14 protein-coding genes and 1 tRNA gene are annotated in these 17,527 nt (G+C 54.4%); 4 read left to right on the top strand and 11 right to left on the bottom strand.

The window, feature by feature from the left end; all coding sequences use genetic code 11:
• Positions 1 to 26: 26 nt before the first annotated feature.
• The 3 genes from ACTG39_RS10770 (at position 27) to ACTG39_RS10760 (ending at position 3,361) form a co-directional block, all read left to right on the top strand.
• Positions 27 to 1,691, top strand: coding sequence for a nitrite/sulfite reductase (locus ACTG39_RS10770; RefSeq protein WP_439107563.1), 1,665 nt, complete (start codon positions 27 to 29; stop codon positions 1,689 to 1,691).
• Positions 1,678 to 2,115: a DUF934 domain-containing protein gene (locus ACTG39_RS10765; protein WP_439107562.1), complete on the top strand. Its 438-nt coding sequence runs from the start codon at positions 1,678 to 1,680 to the stop codon at positions 2,113 to 2,115. Before ACTG39_RS10770 ends, ACTG39_RS10765 begins: the two co-directional genes overlap by 14 nt.
• Positions 2,116 to 2,185: 70 nt before the next feature.
• Positions 2,186 to 3,361, top strand: coding sequence for a cation:proton antiporter domain-containing protein (locus ACTG39_RS10760; protein WP_439107561.1), 1,176 nt, complete (start codon positions 2,186 to 2,188; stop codon positions 3,359 to 3,361).
• Between the two features lie 135 nt (positions 3,362 to 3,496).
• On the opposite strand, the gene ACTG39_RS10755 is transcribed toward ACTG39_RS10760, so the two are convergent.
• Together ACTG39_RS10755 and ACTG39_RS10750 are read right to left on the bottom strand one after the other, a co-directional pair.
• Positions 3,497 to 4,426, bottom strand: coding sequence for an electron transfer flavoprotein subunit alpha/FixB family protein (locus ACTG39_RS10755; RefSeq protein ID WP_439107560.1), 930 nt, complete (start codon positions 4,424 to 4,426; stop codon positions 3,497 to 3,499).
• On the bottom strand, positions 4,426 to 5,175 hold the full coding sequence (locus ACTG39_RS10750; RefSeq protein ID WP_439107559.1) for an electron transfer flavoprotein subunit beta/FixA family protein: 750 nt from the start codon (positions 5,173 to 5,175) through the stop codon (positions 4,426 to 4,428). The genes ACTG39_RS10755 and ACTG39_RS10750 overlap by 1 nt, the downstream gene beginning before the upstream one ends.
• 423 nt (positions 5,176 to 5,598) lie before the next feature.
• Between ACTG39_RS10750 and ACTG39_RS10745 the strand changes: the two genes are divergently transcribed.
• The gene (locus ACTG39_RS10745) at positions 5,599 to 7,248 is read left to right on the top strand and encodes an electron transfer flavoprotein-ubiquinone oxidoreductase (RefSeq protein ID WP_439107558.1); all 1,650 of its coding nucleotides are present in this window, start codon (positions 5,599 to 5,601) and stop codon (positions 7,246 to 7,248) included.
• A 17-nt stretch (positions 7,249 to 7,265) separates the two neighbouring features.
• Here ACTG39_RS10745 and ACTG39_RS10740 read toward each other — a convergent pair whose 3' ends face one another.
• From ACTG39_RS10740 to ACTG39_RS10700, 9 genes are all read right to left on the bottom strand, one after another.
• Positions 7,266 to 7,799, bottom strand: coding sequence for a DUF1285 domain-containing protein (locus ACTG39_RS10740; protein WP_439107557.1), 534 nt, complete (start codon positions 7,797 to 7,799; stop codon positions 7,266 to 7,268).
• A gap of 11 nt (positions 7,800 to 7,810) precedes the next feature.
• Positions 7,811 to 9,679: a SurA N-terminal domain-containing protein gene (locus ACTG39_RS10735; RefSeq protein ID WP_439107556.1), complete on the bottom strand. Its 1,869-nt coding sequence runs from the start codon at positions 9,677 to 9,679 to the stop codon at positions 7,811 to 7,813.
• Between the two features lie 139 nt (positions 9,680 to 9,818).
• Positions 9,819 to 10,118: an HU family DNA-binding protein gene (locus ACTG39_RS10730; RefSeq protein ID WP_439107579.1), complete on the bottom strand. Its 300-nt coding sequence runs from the start codon at positions 10,116 to 10,118 to the stop codon at positions 9,819 to 9,821.
• 319 nt (positions 10,119 to 10,437) lie between these two features.
• A complete protein-coding gene (gene lon / locus ACTG39_RS10725) occupies positions 10,438 to 12,852 on the bottom strand; it encodes an endopeptidase La (protein WP_439107555.1) in 2,415 nt (804 codons plus the stop codon).
• Between the two features lie 169 nt (positions 12,853 to 13,021).
• A complete protein-coding gene (clpX, locus tag ACTG39_RS10720; RefSeq protein WP_439107554.1) occupies positions 13,022 to 14,308 on the bottom strand; it encodes an ATP-dependent Clp protease ATP-binding subunit ClpX in 1,287 nt (428 codons plus the stop codon).
• A gap of 107 nt (positions 14,309 to 14,415) precedes the next feature.
• On the bottom strand, positions 14,416 to 15,057 hold the full coding sequence (gene clpP, locus ACTG39_RS10715; RefSeq protein ID WP_439107553.1) for an ATP-dependent Clp endopeptidase proteolytic subunit ClpP: 642 nt from the start codon (positions 15,055 to 15,057) through the stop codon (positions 14,416 to 14,418).
• Between the two features lie 96 nt (positions 15,058 to 15,153).
• Positions 15,154 to 16,479, bottom strand: a complete 1,326-nt coding sequence (gene tig, locus ACTG39_RS10710; protein ID WP_439107552.1) for a trigger factor — start codon at positions 16,477 to 16,479, stop codon at positions 15,154 to 15,156.
• A gap of 56 nt (positions 16,480 to 16,535) precedes the next feature.
• A tRNA-Leu gene (locus ACTG39_RS10705) sits at positions 16,536 to 16,620 on the bottom strand.
• 154 nt (positions 16,621 to 16,774) lie between these two features.
• Positions 16,775 to 17,527, bottom strand: a 753-nt coding sequence (locus tag ACTG39_RS10700) for a beta-N-acetylglucosaminidase domain-containing protein (RefSeq protein WP_439107551.1), incomplete at its 5' end; no start/stop codon positions are given.

The following is a 17,527-nucleotide window of genomic DNA, read 5'->3' as shown; positions in this document are numbered from 1 at the left end:
CGCCCTCCCAGACACGCGTAATTTTTATGTATCAGTACGACAACATTGACCAAACTATCGTTGAAGAGCGTGTCGCGCAGTTTCGCGAGCAGACCGAACGCTATCTTCGTGGTGATCTTGGCGAGGCCGAGTTTTTGCCCCTGCGTCTTCAAAATGGACTGTATGTGCAGCGCCTGGCGCCTATGCTTCGCATTGCGGTGCCTTACGGCCTCATCAGCAGTACGCAGTTGCGAGCGATTGCAGACATCAGCCGTCGCTATGACAAAGGCTACGGCCATATCAGTACGCGACAAAATATTCAGCTCAACTGGCCGCAAATCGCAGACGTGCCTGAAATCCTCGCCGATTTAGCCGCGGTGCAAATGCACGCCATCCAAACAAGTGGAAACTGCATCCGTAATACGACAACGGATCAGTTTGCGGGTGTTGCCGCGGATGAAGTTGTAGACCCTCGTCCTTACTGCGAGATCATTCGCCAATGGTCCACCCTGCATCCGGAATTCGCGTTCTTACCTCGTAAATTTAAAATCGCAGTTAACGGCGCCGAGGAAGACCGCGCAGCGATTCACTTTCACGATGTCGGCATTGAGCTTTACCGAAATCCCGCGGGCCTCGTGCGACTTAAGTTTCTCGTTGGGGGCGGGCTAGGAAGAACGCCAGTGGTCGGCGTATTGATTCGCGACGATCTTGATACGGAGCACTTACTGAGCTATCTCGAGGCGATTCTGAGGGTCTATAACCTTCACGGACGTCGAGATAACAAATACAAGGCTCGCATAAAGATCCTGGTTAAAGCCATGGGCGTTCGGACCTTTAGCGAGGCTGTAGACGCTGAATGGGAGAGCAATCGTGGTGGCCCCAATACGCTGACTCCTGAGTCGCTGGCAGCGGTTGCCGCACACTTTACCGCGCCCGACTACTCCGCGGCAGATGCGTCGGAGGAGAGAAGCTTTCTGGAGCAGGCTTGCGCCCGGGATTCGCTGTTCGCAGCCTGGGTAAAGCGCAATACGCAGGCGCACAAACAACCAGGATACCGAGCTGTCACCGTAACCTTGAAAGCCACAGGGCAAGCGCCCGGCGACATCAGTGCCACGCAGATGGATGCCTTGGCAGCGCTTGCGGATCAATTTTCCTTCGGAGAACTTCGCACAACGCATGAGCAGAACATCGTTTTAGCAGACGTACGTGAAAGCGAACTCATGAGTCTCTGGCTGGCACTTCAACCCCTTGGATTGGCCGCGTCCAATGCCGGTCACATAACGGACATGATCTGCTGCCCCGGCGGTGACTTTTGCTCTCTGGCCAATGCCAAGTCTCTGCCCGTGGCACAGGCGCTTCAGGAACGCTTTGAGAACCTGGATTATCAGTACGATCTGGGCCCAATCGAACTCAACATCAGCGGCTGCATGAACGCCTGCGGTCACCATCACGTGGGCCATATCGGCATCCTGGGCGTCGATAAAAAAGGTCAGGAGTTTTATCAGGTGTGCATCGGAGGCTCACAGGCAGGGTCCGCAAAAGTCGCCAAAATACTTGGCCCGTCGTTCAGTCGCGCCGACCTCCCGGATGTCATCGATAAGCTGTTGCAGCGTTATTTAGAACTTCGGGATTCAGATCAGGAATACTTTCTGCAGGTATATGAGCGCTGCGGAATTGAACCCTTCAAAGAGGCCGTGTATGGGAAGTCTTGAGAAATTGCTGAGCGCTCGTGAGGTGACCAACCCCGCCAAACTATCGCACTACTTACTGCAGGAGTGGATCGATGCGGGCAAGCCTGAGCAGGCCGCGGTTACCCTGGCTGGGGAAGATGATCTTAGGGACCACTACCCAGCACTACTCAAGGTGCAGCAAATAAGCATCCATTTCGCTGGTTTCATGGACGGCCGGGGTTTTAGTCACGCCGGGAAGTTAAGGCAGATGGGCTACACAGGGCAGCTCATTGCCGGCGGTGCCGTGCTGGCTGATCAATGGGTGTTTCTTAAGCGCTGTGGCTTTGATGCCCTTGAAAGTGATGAGACTGCAGAAAGTGCAGATGCCCTTCCCGGTTTTTCGGAGGCCTACCAGCCCGACGCCCGTGAGACAGAGCCGCTGTTTCGCCGCAAACATAGGGCCTGATCTGCCCTGCGCTTCTTGGTGAGCGAGAAGTGCCTGCTACAATCCTGACACGTTCTTCAGATGAGCTGCCATGGACCCTAGCTCCGTCACCTTTGCTTTTTTTCTCATATTCAGTGGCGCTGCGGCCCTGGCGTCGGTCGCTCTCTACACCCGTCAACCCCTGATCATTGCCTACATTGCGCTGGGGGCACTAATCGGTCCCTCCGGATTCAGTCTTGTGACGGATTTGCAGCAGCTGTCAGATATCGGACACATTGGCATTATCTTTCTACTGTTTCTTCTCGGGCTGGATATGCAGCCCCAGGCGCTCTTCTCGACGATACGTAAATCTACCGTGGTGGGGCTAGCCAGTTCCGCGATTTTCTTTTTGGCCTCCTGGCTCCTCGCTATGTTGTTCTTCGAAGACCTGGGCGAGACGGTTATCGTCGCTGTGGCTATGATGTTTTCGTCAACCATTATTGGCATCAAGCTCCTCCCGACGACGATTTTGCATCACAAGCATATCGGCGAAATGATGGTTGGCCTGCTGCTGCTGCAGGACCTTCTGGCGATTATCGTTTTGGTCCTCATCATGGCCAGCGGGAGCGCTGAAGAAGGCGAAGCCGCATGGCATATCGCTAAGGTTCTCATTGCCTTGCCGTTGCTTGGTGCTGCTGCCTGGGCTTTTGTGCGTTACGTGCTTCTACGCTTGATCCAGCGCTTTGACCGGTTCCATGAGTATATCTTTCTGCTCGCCATCGGCTGGTGCCTGGGTATGGCGGAGTCGGCTCAGCTCCTGGGCTTGTCCGCAGAAATTGGCGCCTTTGTCGCGGGTGTCAGTATTGCGGCCAGTCCCATATCGCAATACATCGCCGTTAACCTAAAGCCTCTGCGAGACTTTTTCCTCATACTGTTTTTCTTTGCGGTGGGCGCGCGCTTTGATCTCGCCATGCTGGAGCAGGTATGGCTACCGGCCCTCTGCCTGGCACTGTTAGTCTTGGCCATGAAGCCCGTTACCTATCGCCTGCTGTTAAAAGGCATGAGTGAGCGTAGGAGTCTTGCCTGGGACTTGGGGTTTCGTCTTGGGCAGGCCAGTGAATTCTCCCTGCTCATCGCTTACATCGCGTTTGATGCGGGGCTGCTCGGTTTGGAAGCCTCCCTCACAATACAGGCAACCACCATTATCACGCTGCTGGCGTCCTCTTACATCGTGGTACTCAACTACCCCAGCCCCATCGCCATCAGTGATCGCTTACGTCGCGACTAGCAGGGCTTTTAGATCGCTCGATGTTGATGGTTATGCGAGAAGTTTAAGGTAGAAACCTCAGCCGCTACGGCGATAGTGAGGCACAAAAAAGCCGGCTTGCGCCGGCTTCTAAACTACTCTGAGACTCGATAGCTCTTACAACTGGGCCTCAAGCTCGGGTAGCGCTTCAAAGAGATCTGCGACCAAGCCGTAGTCTGCCACCTGAAAAATCGGTGCATCCTCGTCTTTATTGATAGCCACAATTACCTTTGAGTCTTTCATTCCCGCAAGGTGCTGAATAGCGCCGGAGATTCCTACCGCAATGTACAAATCGGGTGCAACGATCTTGCCCGTCTGACCCACTTGCATGTCGTTAGGAACGAAACCCGCATCTACCGCAGCGCGAGACGCGCCGATAGCCGCACCGAGCTTGTCTGCGATGCCGTCCAGAAGCTTGAAGTTATCGCCGTTTTGCATGCCACGGCCACCCGATATCACCACCGAAGCAGCGGTGAGCTCTGGTCGATCGGACTCGGCTATCTCCTGACTTACAAAGCTGGAAATGCCGGCATCATGCGCAGCGTCGACTGCTACAAGCTCTGCACTGCCACCTTCGGCAGCCGCGGCATCGAATGCTGTCGTACGCACAGTGATCACCTTTTTGGCGTCTGAGCTCTGCACCGTCGCAATGACGTTGCCCGCATAGATAGGTCGCTTAAAGGTGTCCGGAGACTCTACGCTTATAATGTCGCTGATCTGCGCTACATCCAGCAAGGCTGCTACGCGTGGCATGATGTTTTTGCCATTGCTGGTAGAGGCTGCAACCACATTGTCGTAAGCCGCGCCCACATCGGCGATCAAGAGGCTTAGATTCTCGGCTAGCTGAGTGGCGTAGGCCGCATTGTCTGCACACAGTACTTTGCCAACGCCTGGAACAGCCTGAGCTGCAGATGCGGCTCCGCCGCAGTCTCCACCGGCTACAAGAATATCAATATCTGAACCCAGAGCCTGTGCGGCAGCTACGGCATTGAGCGTGGCTACGTTAAGGTTGCTGTTGTCATGTTCTGCTACAACAAGAGTACTCATCAGATCACCTTCGATTCGTTTTTCAATTTGTCGACCAACTGCTCAACCGATTCAACTTTGATGCCGGCAGCGCGCTCGGGTGGCGGTTCTACTTTGACGAGGCTGAGATGGCTGGTAACTTCAACGCCAAGCTCTGCAGGCGTCAGCACGTCCAGCTGCTTTTTCTTAGCCTTCATGATGTTAGGAAGCGACGCATAGCGCGGCTCATTCAAACGAAGGTCTGTGGTTACGATAGCCGGTAGGTTTAAGCTCAGGGTTTGCATTCCCCCGTCCACTTCCCGCGTTACCGCAAGCTTGCCATCTTCAACCTTAACCTCGGAGGCGAAAGTACCCTGGGGCATACCCGCTAGCGCGCCAAGCATCTGACCGGTTTGGTTGTTGTCGCCATCAATAGACTGCTTGCCGAGAATCACCAGATCGGGAGACTCTTTCTCCACGATGCCCTTGAGGAGTTTGGCGATCACCAAAGGCTCAGGGCTGCCTTCGACTTCTACCTGAATGCCGCGATCAGCACCCAGTGCAAGAGCAGTTCGAATCTGCTCCTGGCAGCTCTTCTCACCTACAGAGACAGCTATAACTTCGGTGGCGGTGCCTGCTTCTTTAAGCCGGACAGCCTCTTCTACTGCGATTTCGCAGAAAGGGTTAATGGACATCTTGACGTTGTTCAGATCAACATCTGAACCGTCGGCCTTGGCGCGTACCTTGACGTTGTAGTCGACGACACGCTTGACTGCGACGAGAACCTTCATACTGTCTCCCATAATGGGTTAATCGTGGGTTAGTGACTTTAAGAGGCTGCAGAACCGCGACCCCTTGGAAAAGCGGGGGCAAATGGTGCCGATATTGCCTTCCGAGGTCAATAGCCGCCCATGGCAATGCTGGCTGGCGCAATGGTAGCGGAATTTGCATTAAAAGCTTCCTCACAAGCCGCTAAAAGACAGAATAGTGGGCCTGATCAAGACGGACGCAGGCTGCGCGCCGAACGATGATCCTACTCGATAGTGCAACGAGCTGCTTGACAGCGTGGGTGCAGGCTTTGCTGAAAGCGATTCGCGACTGCTTATGTGCCGCACAAGCCAGTGGCCTTGAAGGGCCCCAAAACTTTATAATGGGCGTTTACCAACGATGGCACCCGCTTCGGGGCGCTACAGGAAATCAAGAGAGGTTACCCAGTGGAACGCGAAGCCATGGAGTTCGATGTTGTTATTGTCGGAGCAGGTCCTTCAGGACTATCGGCGGCCTGCCGAATCATGCAGCTGGCCCAGGAACAGGATCGCGAACTAACGGTATGTGTTGTGGAAAAAGGCTCCGAGGTTGGGGCGCACGTCCTGTCCGGCGCGGTGCTGGAGCCTAAAGCACTTGAGGAATTGTTTCCTAACTGGGAGGAGATGGGAGCGCCTCTTAAGACCAAAGTGACTCAGGACCAGTTTTACTTTTATATGGGGGAGAAATCCGCCACCAAACTGCCAAATTTCGCAATTCCCAAGCCCACCCATAATGAAGGCAACTACATTGTATCCATGGGCAATGTATGCCGATGGCTGGCTGAGCAGGCGGAGAGTCTGGGAGTCGAGGTTTATCCCGGCTTTGCGGCTTCAGAGGTGCTCTATGGCGACGATGGAAGCGTTAAGGGTATAGCCACCGGCGACATGGGTATCAGCGCCGAGGGCGAACACAAAGACAGTTACATGCGGGGTATGGAGCTGCATGCGCGTTACACGCTCTTTGCGGAAGGCTGTCGAGGACACCTCGGGAAGCAGATCATCAGTAAATTTGGCCTCGATGAAGGTAAAGATCCGCAGCACTACGGCATTGGTATCAAAGAGATCTGGGAGATTCCCGCAGAAAAACACCAGCCCGGACTAGTGGTCCATGGACTGGGATGGCCACTCAAAGAAAGTGGTTCCAGCGGAGGGGCGTTCCTCTATCATGCCGATGACAATCAGGTTTATGTCGGCCTTATTACCGATCTCAACTACAGCAATCCTCATGTATCTCCCTACGAGGAATTCCAACGCTGGAAGCATCACCCCGAGACCTTGAAGTATCTCGAGGGCGGTTCCAGGCTGAGCTACGGGGCGCGCGCCATCGCCAAGGGCGGCATCAATTCATTACCGCAAATGCAGTTTCCCGGCGGACTCCTCATTGGATGTGACGCGGGAACTCTTAACGCGATAAAGATCAAAGGCAACCACACGGCCATGAAGAGCGGACTTATCGCCGCAGAAGCTGTAGTCGAAGCCTTGATGAGCGGCGCGCCCCCTGCGCAGCTCGATAGTTTTGAAAGCAAAATGCGCGATTCATGGCTGTACAAAGAGCTTTACAGCACGCGAAACTTTTCAGGATACATGCATAAGTTCGGCTTTATGCTTGGTGCTGCCATGGTGTGGATTGATCAGAACATTTTCGGTGGCAAGGTACCGTTCACCCTGCATGACAGTAAGCCCGACTATGCCGTCCTGAAATCCGCTGCCGACTCCCGGAAAATCGATTATCCCAAGCCGGACAACGTGATTAGTTTTGACCGTCTATCGTCGGTGTTTTTGTCAAACACCAACCATGAAGAGGATCAGCCCTGTCACCTGACCCTCGCCAACGCCAGCGTCCCCATTGAGTCGAACCTACCGCTCTTTGATGAGCCGGCCCAGCGTTACTGCCCTGCGGGCGTGTATGAGATCGTAGAGGACGAACAAGGTAAACGTTTTCAGATCAATGCGCAGAACTGCGTCCACTGTAAGACCTGTGACATCAAAGATCCGGCGCAAAATATCACCTGGGTGACGCCTGAGGGCTTTGGCGGGCCGAACTACCCGAATATGTAACAGGACGCTCCGTAAGCTTAGTGTGTGCTGCCCAGGAATATCTCTTCGCCGGCGCTAAGGATGTAGGCGCGGTCGTCCGTGATCACGGCAGCATCCATAAGACGGTACCAGGCTGCTCTGGTGATCTGAGCACTAAGACCATTGGGGAGTTCAACAAAGGGCTCTCCAGCGTCGCCCGCCACGTGAAGACGCTGATCGCCCCCTATGCTGCAGCGCCCACCCGTGTTTAGCAACAGTTGCCAGCTATCCTCAACGCACTCGCAATCGATTCCCACCAAAGCGTGTCTCTCTACCCGGATCCGCCACTTCTCGGCAGGGGTGACCAGATAGTAATCGCCGTCATTTTCTCGACGTAGTAGCGAAGCAAAAACGCGGACAATGCCCTCGCGGTTAATGGGCGAGCCTTCATGAGTCCAGCTGCCATCGGCGCGAATACAAATATCGATGTCGCCACTCAGCGCCGGTGACCAGCGCGCGAGGACTTCGGGTTCTGGCAGACCGGCGGTCGCCGAAACTATGCTATTGAGCAGATTTTGAAGCGTTTCGGCCAAAGGGCTTGCCTCTAGTAAACCACGACGTCAGCACTCTCCCGAAGGCTTAACTCATACTGTTGCTGTAGCGTGCCGCCGGTCTCCCCCGCGATTCTTATACGAAGCTGATCTCGCTCTGGCGCTGGCAGGTTCGCAGGGTCCCCGGCACTGATTCGAGCTAACTCGACCAGGTAGGTTGCATCGGGATCCTCAGAGACAATCTCCCGCGTAGCACTATCGGCTTCAGGCGCTGGCATAGAAAATAGCCGCTCGCGGACTACAGGCGGAAGCGTTGTACTGTTTCGCCGTGCACTGAGCTCTACCTGCCACTCAAAGCCCGCTGCGTTTGCGGCCTCTTCGACGGTGACTCCTTCCTCAAGAGACGCCAGCAGATCAACCGCTTGCAAAGCTGCAGCATCCTTTGCGAATTGCTCACGCAACTCTTCCTGGATCGTGGAGCGAACCTCCGCTAGTGGCATTTGAGCTGATGGCTGCCTCTCGGCAACACGCAGTAGTACAAACTGTTCGGGGCTTAGTTCAATCACTTCGCTGTTATGCCCAGCCTCAAGAACGTCTTCGGAGAATGCCGCTTGAATCAACGCCGGGCGACTGAACAGTCCTTCTCGCTGGTTGCGGCTCACAGGCTCGGAGATCTGAACACTCAGCTCAAGCGTCTCCGCTGGGTCCTCAAGGTCCGGGGCGTTAAATGCAATGTCACGGAGACGCTCGACATCCCTAAGAAGGTCGGCTGCCGCATCACGCCTCTGAATGCGTTCCTCTAACTCCCCTGCCACTTCCTCAAAAGTGACGCTACTTCCATCTCGTCGGTCCGTAACTAACAAGATATGCGTGCCCGCGTCTGTCTCTACCGGTCCAGACTGCTCGCCAACCGCCAGGGCAGCGATAGCTTCTTCCATCTCTTCTGGGAAGGTATCACCCGCTGTGTAGCCAAGGTCTCCCTCGTATTGCGCTGACCCGATATCATCAGAGAACTCTGCGGCAGCATCGGCAAAACTCGTACCCGAACTCAGCGCCGCTTGCACCGCAGCAATGGCATCTGCGCGCTCGTCATCTGAGCCTTCGACGAGAATATGGGACACACGCGCCTCGGTGGCTAGCTCAAACTCATCACGTACAAGCTCAAACTCTTCACGCAATCGCGCTTCGTCGACGTCATTACGATAGCTGTCCAAGCCTAGCTCAAGATACTCAAGAACGACGCTATCTTCACTCATAAAGCGTTCGGGGTTCTCCGCATAGTACGCTTCAATGTCAGCATCACTCACTTCTACGCTGGCGATAAAATCAATAAGCGGCAAGCTTATGTATCGGACGTCCCGACCCTCCAATGCGATGGAAGAAGCGAGCTCCAGTTCGGTCTGGGTGCCGAAGTCACTACCGGCGATTCCCGCTCGCAGTTGTCCGATTTCAATATCGTCGGCAAGTCGTTCCCGGAACAATGCTGGAGTAAAACCAGCACTGGCGAGAGCGCTTTGAAACATATCCGGCGAAAACTGGCCGTCAATCTGAAACTGCTGCATAGACCCGATAATGTCTGCCAGGGCCTGATCCGAGGTAGTGAGCCCCATATCATCCGCGGCTTGCTTGATAATTTCGCGCTGAATCAGAGTCTCGAGAGCCTGCTGGCTGAGCTGAGCCTGATCAAGCAGGGCCGGATCCGCGTCGTCACCCAGCATACTCAGTAGTTGCCGCTGTCGCACGGATACTTCTTGTTGCAGGTCGAAAGGCGATATCTCTTCACCATTCACCTCTGCAACTCCATTGGAACCGCCGCTAAAGAGCAGCGACTCGATTCCAAAGATCGAAAACGATATGACAATCAGCCCGATGATGACTTTGGCGACTGTTCCCTGAGCATTCGCCCGGATATCCTGCAACATTGATTTACTACCTTTACGTACGCACAAGGCGCACTCGAGGTGCGCCTTGTATCAACTTTTCTAAGCTTGAAGTTACAGATTACGCATCCGCTAGATGCGCAATCGAGGTAACCACTACAACAGATATTGCCTGTTGAGCTTACGTGTTAACTGCATCCTTCAGCGCTTTACCAGCTTTGAATCCCGGTACGTTCGACGCTTTGATTTTGATGGTCTCACCTGTTTGAGGATTGCGACCATCGCGAGCGGCGCGATGCTTAACAGAGAATGTGCCAAAACCAACGAGTGAAACCTGGTCGCCACGCTTTAATGTGTCTGTAATGCTATCGACGACAGCATCGAGTGCACGGCCGGCATCGGATTTGTTGATATCGGCAGCTGACGCGATTGCGTCGATAAGGTCTGATTTGTTCACTAAGGTCCCCTTTGAGGTTCGGATCGCAAAATTCGCGACGAATAATTTATCTGATATTTTTAATTTGACTTGCGCTCTTGCGCATATCCCTTACTAAGTCTCGCCCGGTTTAGTGGATTGCGAGCTTCTCCCGACTAAAAGGCCAGAAGACACATCGCACATCGCACAAACGAAAACTGGACCGGGCGATGTACAGTAATTTCAGTAAAACGTTACTTACACGCTACTTACAATAGAGGCTGCTACTCAATGATTCCGAGCCCGCAGCGAAGCGTCTCACAGCTGCGAGACTGTATAACAGCCTACTCAGATGGGTCAACTACGGGCGGGTTAATTCAACGTTTTAATGCGTGTTTATACGATTTTCATCGCCATCGCGACCCTGATCACCTTGAGATTGCTCTGTGCCGGCGAGGTAGTCCTCATCGCTGAGAGGCACCGGCGGACTCTCTAACGCGATCGCGAGCACTTCATCAATCCATTTAACCGCAACAATCTCAAGATCCGCCTTGATGTTGTCGGGTACTTCCTGCAAATCACGCTCGTTCTCCTTGGGGATGATGACCGTTTTTATACCACCCCGACGTGCCGCCAAAAGCTTCTCTTTAAGCCCCCCGATAGGTAACACCTCGCCGCGAAGAGTGATTTCTCCGGTCATGGCGACATCCGCACGTACGGGAATCTCCGTGGAGACTGATACAAGCGCTGTACACATGGCAACACCGGCGCTGGGGCCGTCTTTGGGAGTCGCACCCTCAGGGACGTGAATATGCATGTCGTGGCTATCGTGGTAACTCGCCGGTATCCCGAGCATTTGCGAACGGCTTCTAACGACAGTGCTAGCCGCTTGAATGGACTCCTGCATGACATCACCCAGAGATCCGGTTTTTACGTAGCGCCCTTTTCCGGCAACCGCCGCCGTCTCAATAGTCAACAGCTCGCCACCCACAGACGTCCAGGCCAACCCCGTCACTTGCCCGATCTTGTTTTCCTCTTCGGCCACGCCGTAGTTGAACTTGCGTACGCCCAGCAAGGTGGACAGCATATCCGGCGTTACCGACGAACCGTACTCGCTCTCTTTGAGCGTTATAGCCTTGACCATCTTGCGACAGATCTTGGCAATCTCACGCTCCAGGGCGCGCACACCCGCTTCCCGGGAGTAATAGCGAATGACATCAATCAAGGTGTCTTCTTCTATCGTTAACTCGCCCTCTTTAAGGCCATTGCGCTTGATCTGCTTGGGAATGAGATAGCGCTGTGCGATATTGAGTTTTTCATCTTCGGTGTAACCTGGAAGACGAATAACCTCCATTCGATCCAGCAAAGGACCCGGAATATTCATGGTGTTTGAGGTACACACGAACATCACGTCAGACAGGTCATAATCGACTTCAAGATAGTGGTCATTGAACTGCTGGTTCTGCTCTGGATCGAGCACTTCCAATAGCGCAGAAGCCGGGTCACCGCGGTGATCCATACCCATCTTATCTATCTCGTCGAGGAGGAACAGCGGGTTACGTACACCTGCTTTAGACATTTTTTGCAGCAACTTACCCGGCATGGAGCCGATGTAGGTCCGTCGATGGCCGCGGATTTCGGCCTCGTCACGAACCCCACCTAAAGCCATACGAACAAACTTGCGATTGGTCGCTCTGGCGATAGATTCTCCAAGCGAGGTTTTACCAACACCCGGGGGACCCACGAGACAGAGCACAGGACCCTTAACCTTACGCACGCGTTTCTGCACCGCAAGATACTCAAGGATTCGCTCTTTAACTTCCTCAAGCCCGTAGTGATCCGCGTCCAGAATGTCCGTGGCTCGCTTCAGATCATGCTTCACCTTGCTGCGCTTTGACCATGGCACGCTTACCATCCAGTCAATGTAGCTGCGCAGCACAGATGCTTCTGCAGACATAGGAGACATCATTTTCAGTTTGCCGAGTTCAGCCAGGGTTTTATCCTTGGCTTCCTCCGGCATTTTGGCGTCGGTAATTCGCTGTTCGAGTTCGTCCGCCTCGTTCGGCGCCTCATCCATTTCGCCGAGCTCTTTCTGAATCGCCTTCATTTGCTCGTTCAGGTAGTACTCGCGCTGACTCTTTTCCATCTGCTTTTTGACACGGCCACGGATACGCTTCTCGACCTGAAAAACGTCAATCTCAGCCTCCATGAGCCCCATGAGGTACTCAAGGCGCCCCTTAACCGATGAAATCTCGAGGATCTTTTGTTTTTGATCCAGTTCAACGCCCATGTGCGCCGCGATCGTGTCAGCCAGCCGTCCCGGCTCGTCGATGCCGGTTAGCGAGGTGAGCACCTCAGCAGGTACCTTCTTGCTCAGCGTTACGTACTTCTCAAAGTTGGCCGCGGTCGTGCGCAACAGCCCTTCTGCTTCGTCCTCATCGGGCTCATCTGCTTCGATCTCTCGAACACCCGCTACCGTGAACTCGCCATCATCGTTAACAAAATCAACAGCAGCGCGAAATCCACCCTCGACCAGGACCTTGATGGTGCCGTCGGGTAGCTTGAGAAGTTGGAGGATGTTGGAGACCGTCCCTACCTGATAGATGTCGTCCGCGCGGGGATCATCGTCAGAGGCGTTGCGCTGAGCAACCAGAAGCACCTGCTTGTCATTCGCCATGGCGTGCTCAAGAGCCTCTATGGAGCGCTCCCGACCCACGAAAAGCGGCAACACCATGTGGGGATAAACCACGACGTCGCGAAGGGGTAAAAGAGGAAGTTCTAGTACTGGGTGCTCGCCCATTGTTTTCTCCAGGTCAAACCAGAAATCGGGTCAAGAAATGGCGTGTGGCCGCCTATCAGCTAACGATTGCCAGACCTCAAGATAATGGGGCCTAACGCGCTAAATACAAGTCACTCAGGTCGAATGCCTGTCTTTAACTACCCGACGGGCACCGGGCCCGTCGGAGACCTTACTCTTCGGGAACAGCCGCTCGGACAGGCTCGTTATTCTGGTACACCAGCAGCGGCTCAGAATCTCCGCGAATAACAGATTCATCGACAACCACCTTGGCCACGTCTTCCCGCGACGGGATGCTGTACATTGTATCCAGCAGTACGCCTTCGAGAATCGAGCGCAATCCCCGGGCGCCGGTTTTACGCTCCATGGCTTTCTCAGCCACCGCACGGAGACCGTCTTCGCGGAAGTCGATTTCTACACCTTCCATATCGAAGAGCTTGCCGTACTGCTTGGTGAGGGAATTACGCGGCTCGGTGAGAATCTGTACCAGAGCTGGCACGTCAAGCTCTTCGAGCGTTGCAATAACGGGTAGTCGACCGACAAATTCGGGGATCAGGCCGTACTGGACCAAGTCCTCGGGCTCGAGATCAAACAGCACCTCACCCACATTGCGCTTACCGTCTTTGCTGTGCACTTCTGCACCAAAGCCGATACCGCCTTTTTCTGAGCGGTCACGAATCACCTTATCAAGCCCGGCAAACGCGCCGCCGCAAATGAACAAAATGCTGGACGTATCCACTTGCAGAAACTCTTGCTGGGGATGCTTGCGACCACCCTGGGGCGGCACAGAGGCTACAGTGCCCTCGATCAGCTTGAGCAGCGCTTGTTGAACCCCCTCTCCCGACACGTCCCGGGTGATTGATGGGTTGTCCGACTTGCGCGAAATCTTGTCGATCTCGTCGATGTACACGATGCCAACCTGCGCTTTTTCCACATCGTAGTCACACTTCTGCAGCAGCTTCTGGATGATGTTCTCGACGTCCTCACCCACATACCCCGCTTCTGTGAGCGTGGTCGCGTCCGCAATCGTGAAAGGCACATCTAAAAGCCTCGCGAGGGTTTCTGCGAGAAGGGTTTTACCGGAGCCTGTAGGACCCACAAGGAGGATATTACTTTTGCCAAGCTCTACGTCATCGCTCTTTGAGCCACCGTGACGAAGCCGCTTATAGTGGTTATACACCGCTACGGAAAGCACCTTTTTGGCACGCTGCTGGCCAATGACGTATTCATCGAGAATGGCGTTGATTTCGACCGGGACGGGGAGTTTTTCTTCGCCATCCTCCGCCGCGCTCTCCTGGACTTCTTCGCGAATAATGTCATTGCAAAGATCGACACACTCATCGCAAATAAACACCGAGGGGCCCGCTATCAGCTTGCGCACCTCATGCTGGCTTTTCCCGCAGAAAGAACAATACAGCAGCTTGCCGCCGTCATCTGTTCCGGATGAATCTTTGTTCATTGGCTTACTTCGCCTCCCACGATACTGCCAGCGGTTTTAGGTTGATGTTTTTCGTCCCCCAATGCAAGTGGAAGGGTTAATAAGACCGATACAAAAGCGATGCTGGATTACTCTTCGCTGCCCGCGTCTCGAGCCGTAACGACTTCATCGACCAGGCCATATTCTTTGCTTTGCTCGGCATCCATAAAACGATCCCGCTCGGTGTCGCGCTCGATGACCTCCAAAGGCTGCCCCGTGTGCTCGGCCATGAGGCGATTGAGGCGCTCGCGAATAATCAGGATTTCCTTCGCCTGGATGTCGATATCCGTTGCCTGACCCTGAGCACCGCCACTGGGCTGGTGAATCATGGTTCGTGCATTGGGCAGGCAATAACGCTTGCCCTTTGTGCCGCCACCGAGAAGAAACGCACCCATGGAAGCAGCCTGCCCCAGACACATAGTGCTGATATCCGGCTTGATGAACTGCATCGTGTCGTAGATAGACAAGCCTGCCGTCACTGAACCACCCGGAGAGTTAATGTAGAGGTGTATATCCTTATCTGGATTCTCAGATTCGAGGAACAGCAGCTGAGCCACGATGAGGTTCGCCATATGGTCCTCGACCTGCCCGACCACGAAAACCACTCGCTCTTTTAGAAGACGCGAATAAATGTCGTAGGAGCGCTCGCCACGCGACGTCTGCTCAACCACCATTGGTACAAGGCCCAGTGCTTGCACCGAGGGGGCTACGCCTTCGATTATGTTCGACATACCTGTTTGCTCCTGGTGTTCCTGGAAGATGAACCTAGCGCCCAGACTCCCAAGCGCCCAAAGGTTCTAGCGCCTGGAGATCTTAGCGTAAGTTGGCTATTGGTTAGCCTGTTGTCCGAGGGCAATAGCTTCCTGATAAGTGCATGCCGAATCGCTGATAGCAGCAGACTCGAGCAACCTCTCAACCACTTTGTCCTCAAGTACTTTGGATTCTACGGCTGCAAGCTGCTCCTGGTTTCCAAAATACCAGTTAACAACCTCTTCCGGATCCTGATAGGTCGACGCTATCTCTTCCACAGCAGCGCGAAGCGCCCCTTCATCAGCTTTGAGCTCATAGTGCGCAATGAGTTCCGCCAGAACCAATCCCAACTTTACTCGTCGCGAAGCGTTGTCGGCAAACATGTCGTCCGGAAGAATGGACTTAAGGTCCATGCCTTCGGGAGCGGCGCCACCGAACTGCTGAAACATCTGGTTACGGAGCGCATCAGTCTCTTGGGAGATTAGCGCCGCGGGGACTTCCAGGTCCGAGTAGGCTTCTACTACCGCATCCATAACCTGCTTCTTCACTCGCGCATCTACCGCATTGCGAAGCTCGCGAGCCATATTTTGCTCTACCTCAGCGCGAAACTCTGTCTCGTCATCGCCCTCGAGGCCATAAGCCGCGTAGAGCTCAGCATCCAGCGGTGCCAGCTGCATTTCTTCAACTTTGTTGACCGTGACTTTGAACTCCACAGCCGCGCCCTTGAGTTCATCGGCGTGGTAATCCTCGGGAAAACTCAGCGACAGCACTTTTTCGTCGCCCGCACTCATGCCAACAATGCCATCTTCAAAACCCGGGATCATCTGCCCGGAGCCAAGCTCCAGGTCACTGCCCTCGGCGCTGCCGCCTTCAAAGGCTTCACCATCACGAGTGCCCTCGAAGTCGATATTCACGCGATCGCCGTCCGCTGCAGCACGCTCTGCGACTTCCCAGCTTCCGCGTTGCTTGCGAAACACCTCGATGATGTTGTCTACGTCATCGCCGGTAACTTCGGCGACGGGCTTTTCAACGGGGTAATCCGCTAGCTCGACGATTTCAACTTCCGGGAAAACTTCGAAGGTAGCAATGTATTCGAGGTCTTTGCCCGCTTCCATGTTCCGCGGCTCGATGCTCGGCTGCCCCGCAGGCTTTAGCTTCTCCTGAGTTACCGCCTCCTGAAAGCTGCGGCTCATTACCTCGCCCAACACCTCCTGGCGAACTCCGGGCCCAAAGCGCTGACGCATCACCTTCAATGGCACTTTACCGGGTCTAAACCCCGGTAGACGCACGTTTTTGACAGCCTGACGAAGACGCTCATCGACTTGCGAGTCGACAGTTTCGGCCGGTACTCCAACGGTCAGCCGGCGCTCCAGCTTGGACGTTGTTTCTATGGAAACCTGCATAATCTGGTGATCCCTTGTAACTCATTCTTTGGCAGGGCTTTGAACTAACCCCTAATTGGTGCGGAAGGAGAGACTCGAACTCTCACGCCATAAGACACTGGTACCTAAAACCAGCGCGTCTACCAATTCCGCCACTCCCGCACGACTGACCAGGTATTTTAAAGGCTCTTTTTGGAGCCTGACTTGACCTGCAAAACATTGATATTTATAGATATTTACCTGAGGTCCGGGCTACGCCGGGTACCTCCGAGGGGCGCGATTTTGCCACAGGCGACCCTTGGCAGCAACACACCTTTCAGCAGGTGAGGCACTCGGGGTCAAATTCATAAGCTCCACTGAGCCAATCGCGCAATTCCAAAGCCGCCATAGTACTCCCGGATGCCGCCAAATTCAGTGCATCGACCTCGGCTGCGGTGAGCTCATCGAGGCTGCGTGTTGCCAAAGGCAGGCAGCTCTGGATCAGCTCCTGGTCGGCTCCCGCTTCGAGTAACACTGCATCGACGCCCGCAGCTTGCCTTTCATACAGCGCAGGGAGTGATGACAGCGCCGGCAGCGATAACGCTGGCTGGTTCATAGCATTGCACCAGTGACTACCAATGAGCCGACCAATCTCCGGTGCTCGACCCTGCAGCCCCTGCATATAAATATGAGGAGACCTTGCACGGCTATCATTCACCGGATAGTTGTCCCAAATGGCCACCTGTCCGTCACATTGCAAACTGACAGCATTCAGCGCTTCGGCGTTAATTGATGTTGCACAGACAGCAGGTCCGGTCCAGAAGAGTTCGTAAGCCCCATCCAGGTCGTCAAACAATGACGTTAGGTAGTTGTCGGGACGCGGACCAAAGAGTTCATCAAGAATAGGGTCATCACTGTAATAGGTTGGGCACACACGCAAGGAAAAATCGTCTCGGCCAACCCAATGAGCGATGTCACAGCAAATTTCGGCCTGTCTGGCACCGAGACTATCCAGGTTACCCGGCATATCATCAAAAAGTACGGCGAGACCCGCTGAGCCCAGATCCACTATTTCGCGGACCTTGGTCCG

The organism is Congregibacter sp. (assembly GCF_965662665.1).
In the GTDB taxonomy this organism is placed as follows: Bacteria; Pseudomonadota; Gammaproteobacteria; order Pseudomonadales; family Halieaceae; genus Congregibacter.
This window is presented reverse-complemented; position numbering and strand designations above follow the sequence as displayed.

What these genes read in the sequence shown, in the direction of transcription:
- lon (WP_439107555.1), bottom strand. Translation starts at nt 12,852, where the DNA reads ATGGGCGAGCACCCAGTACTAGAACTTCCTCTTTTACCCCTTCGCGAC.
- ACTG39_RS10755 (WP_439107560.1), bottom strand. Translation starts at nt 4,426, where the DNA reads ATGAGTACTCTTGTTGTAGCAGAACATGACAACAGCAACCTTAACGTA.
- ACTG39_RS10760 (WP_439107561.1), top strand. Translation starts at nt 2,186, where the DNA reads ATGGACCCTAGCTCCGTCACCTTTGCTTTTTTTCTCATATTCAGTGGC.
- clpP (WP_439107553.1), bottom strand. Translation starts at nt 15,057, where the DNA reads ATGTCGAACATAATCGAAGGCGTAGCCCCCTCGGTGCAAGCACTGGGC.
- ACTG39_RS10765 (WP_439107562.1), top strand. Translation starts at nt 1,678, where the DNA reads ATGGGAAGTCTTGAGAAATTGCTGAGCGCTCGTGAGGTGACCAACCCC.
- ACTG39_RS10750 (WP_439107559.1), bottom strand. Translation starts at nt 5,175, where the DNA reads ATGAAGGTTCTCGTCGCAGTCAAGCGTGTCGTCGACTACAACGTCAAG.
- clpX (WP_439107554.1), bottom strand. Translation starts at nt 14,308, where the DNA reads ATGAACAAAGATTCATCCGGAACAGATGACGGCGGCAAGCTGCTGTAT.
- ACTG39_RS10770 (WP_439107563.1), top strand. Translation starts at nt 27, where the DNA reads ATGTATCAGTACGACAACATTGACCAAACTATCGTTGAAGAGCGTGTC.
- tig (WP_439107552.1), bottom strand. Translation starts at nt 16,479, where the DNA reads ATGCAGGTTTCCATAGAAACAACGTCCAAGCTGGAGCGCCGGCTGACC.
- ACTG39_RS10735 (WP_439107556.1), bottom strand. Translation starts at nt 9,679, where the DNA reads ATGTTGCAGGATATCCGGGCGAATGCTCAGGGAACAGTCGCCAAAGTC.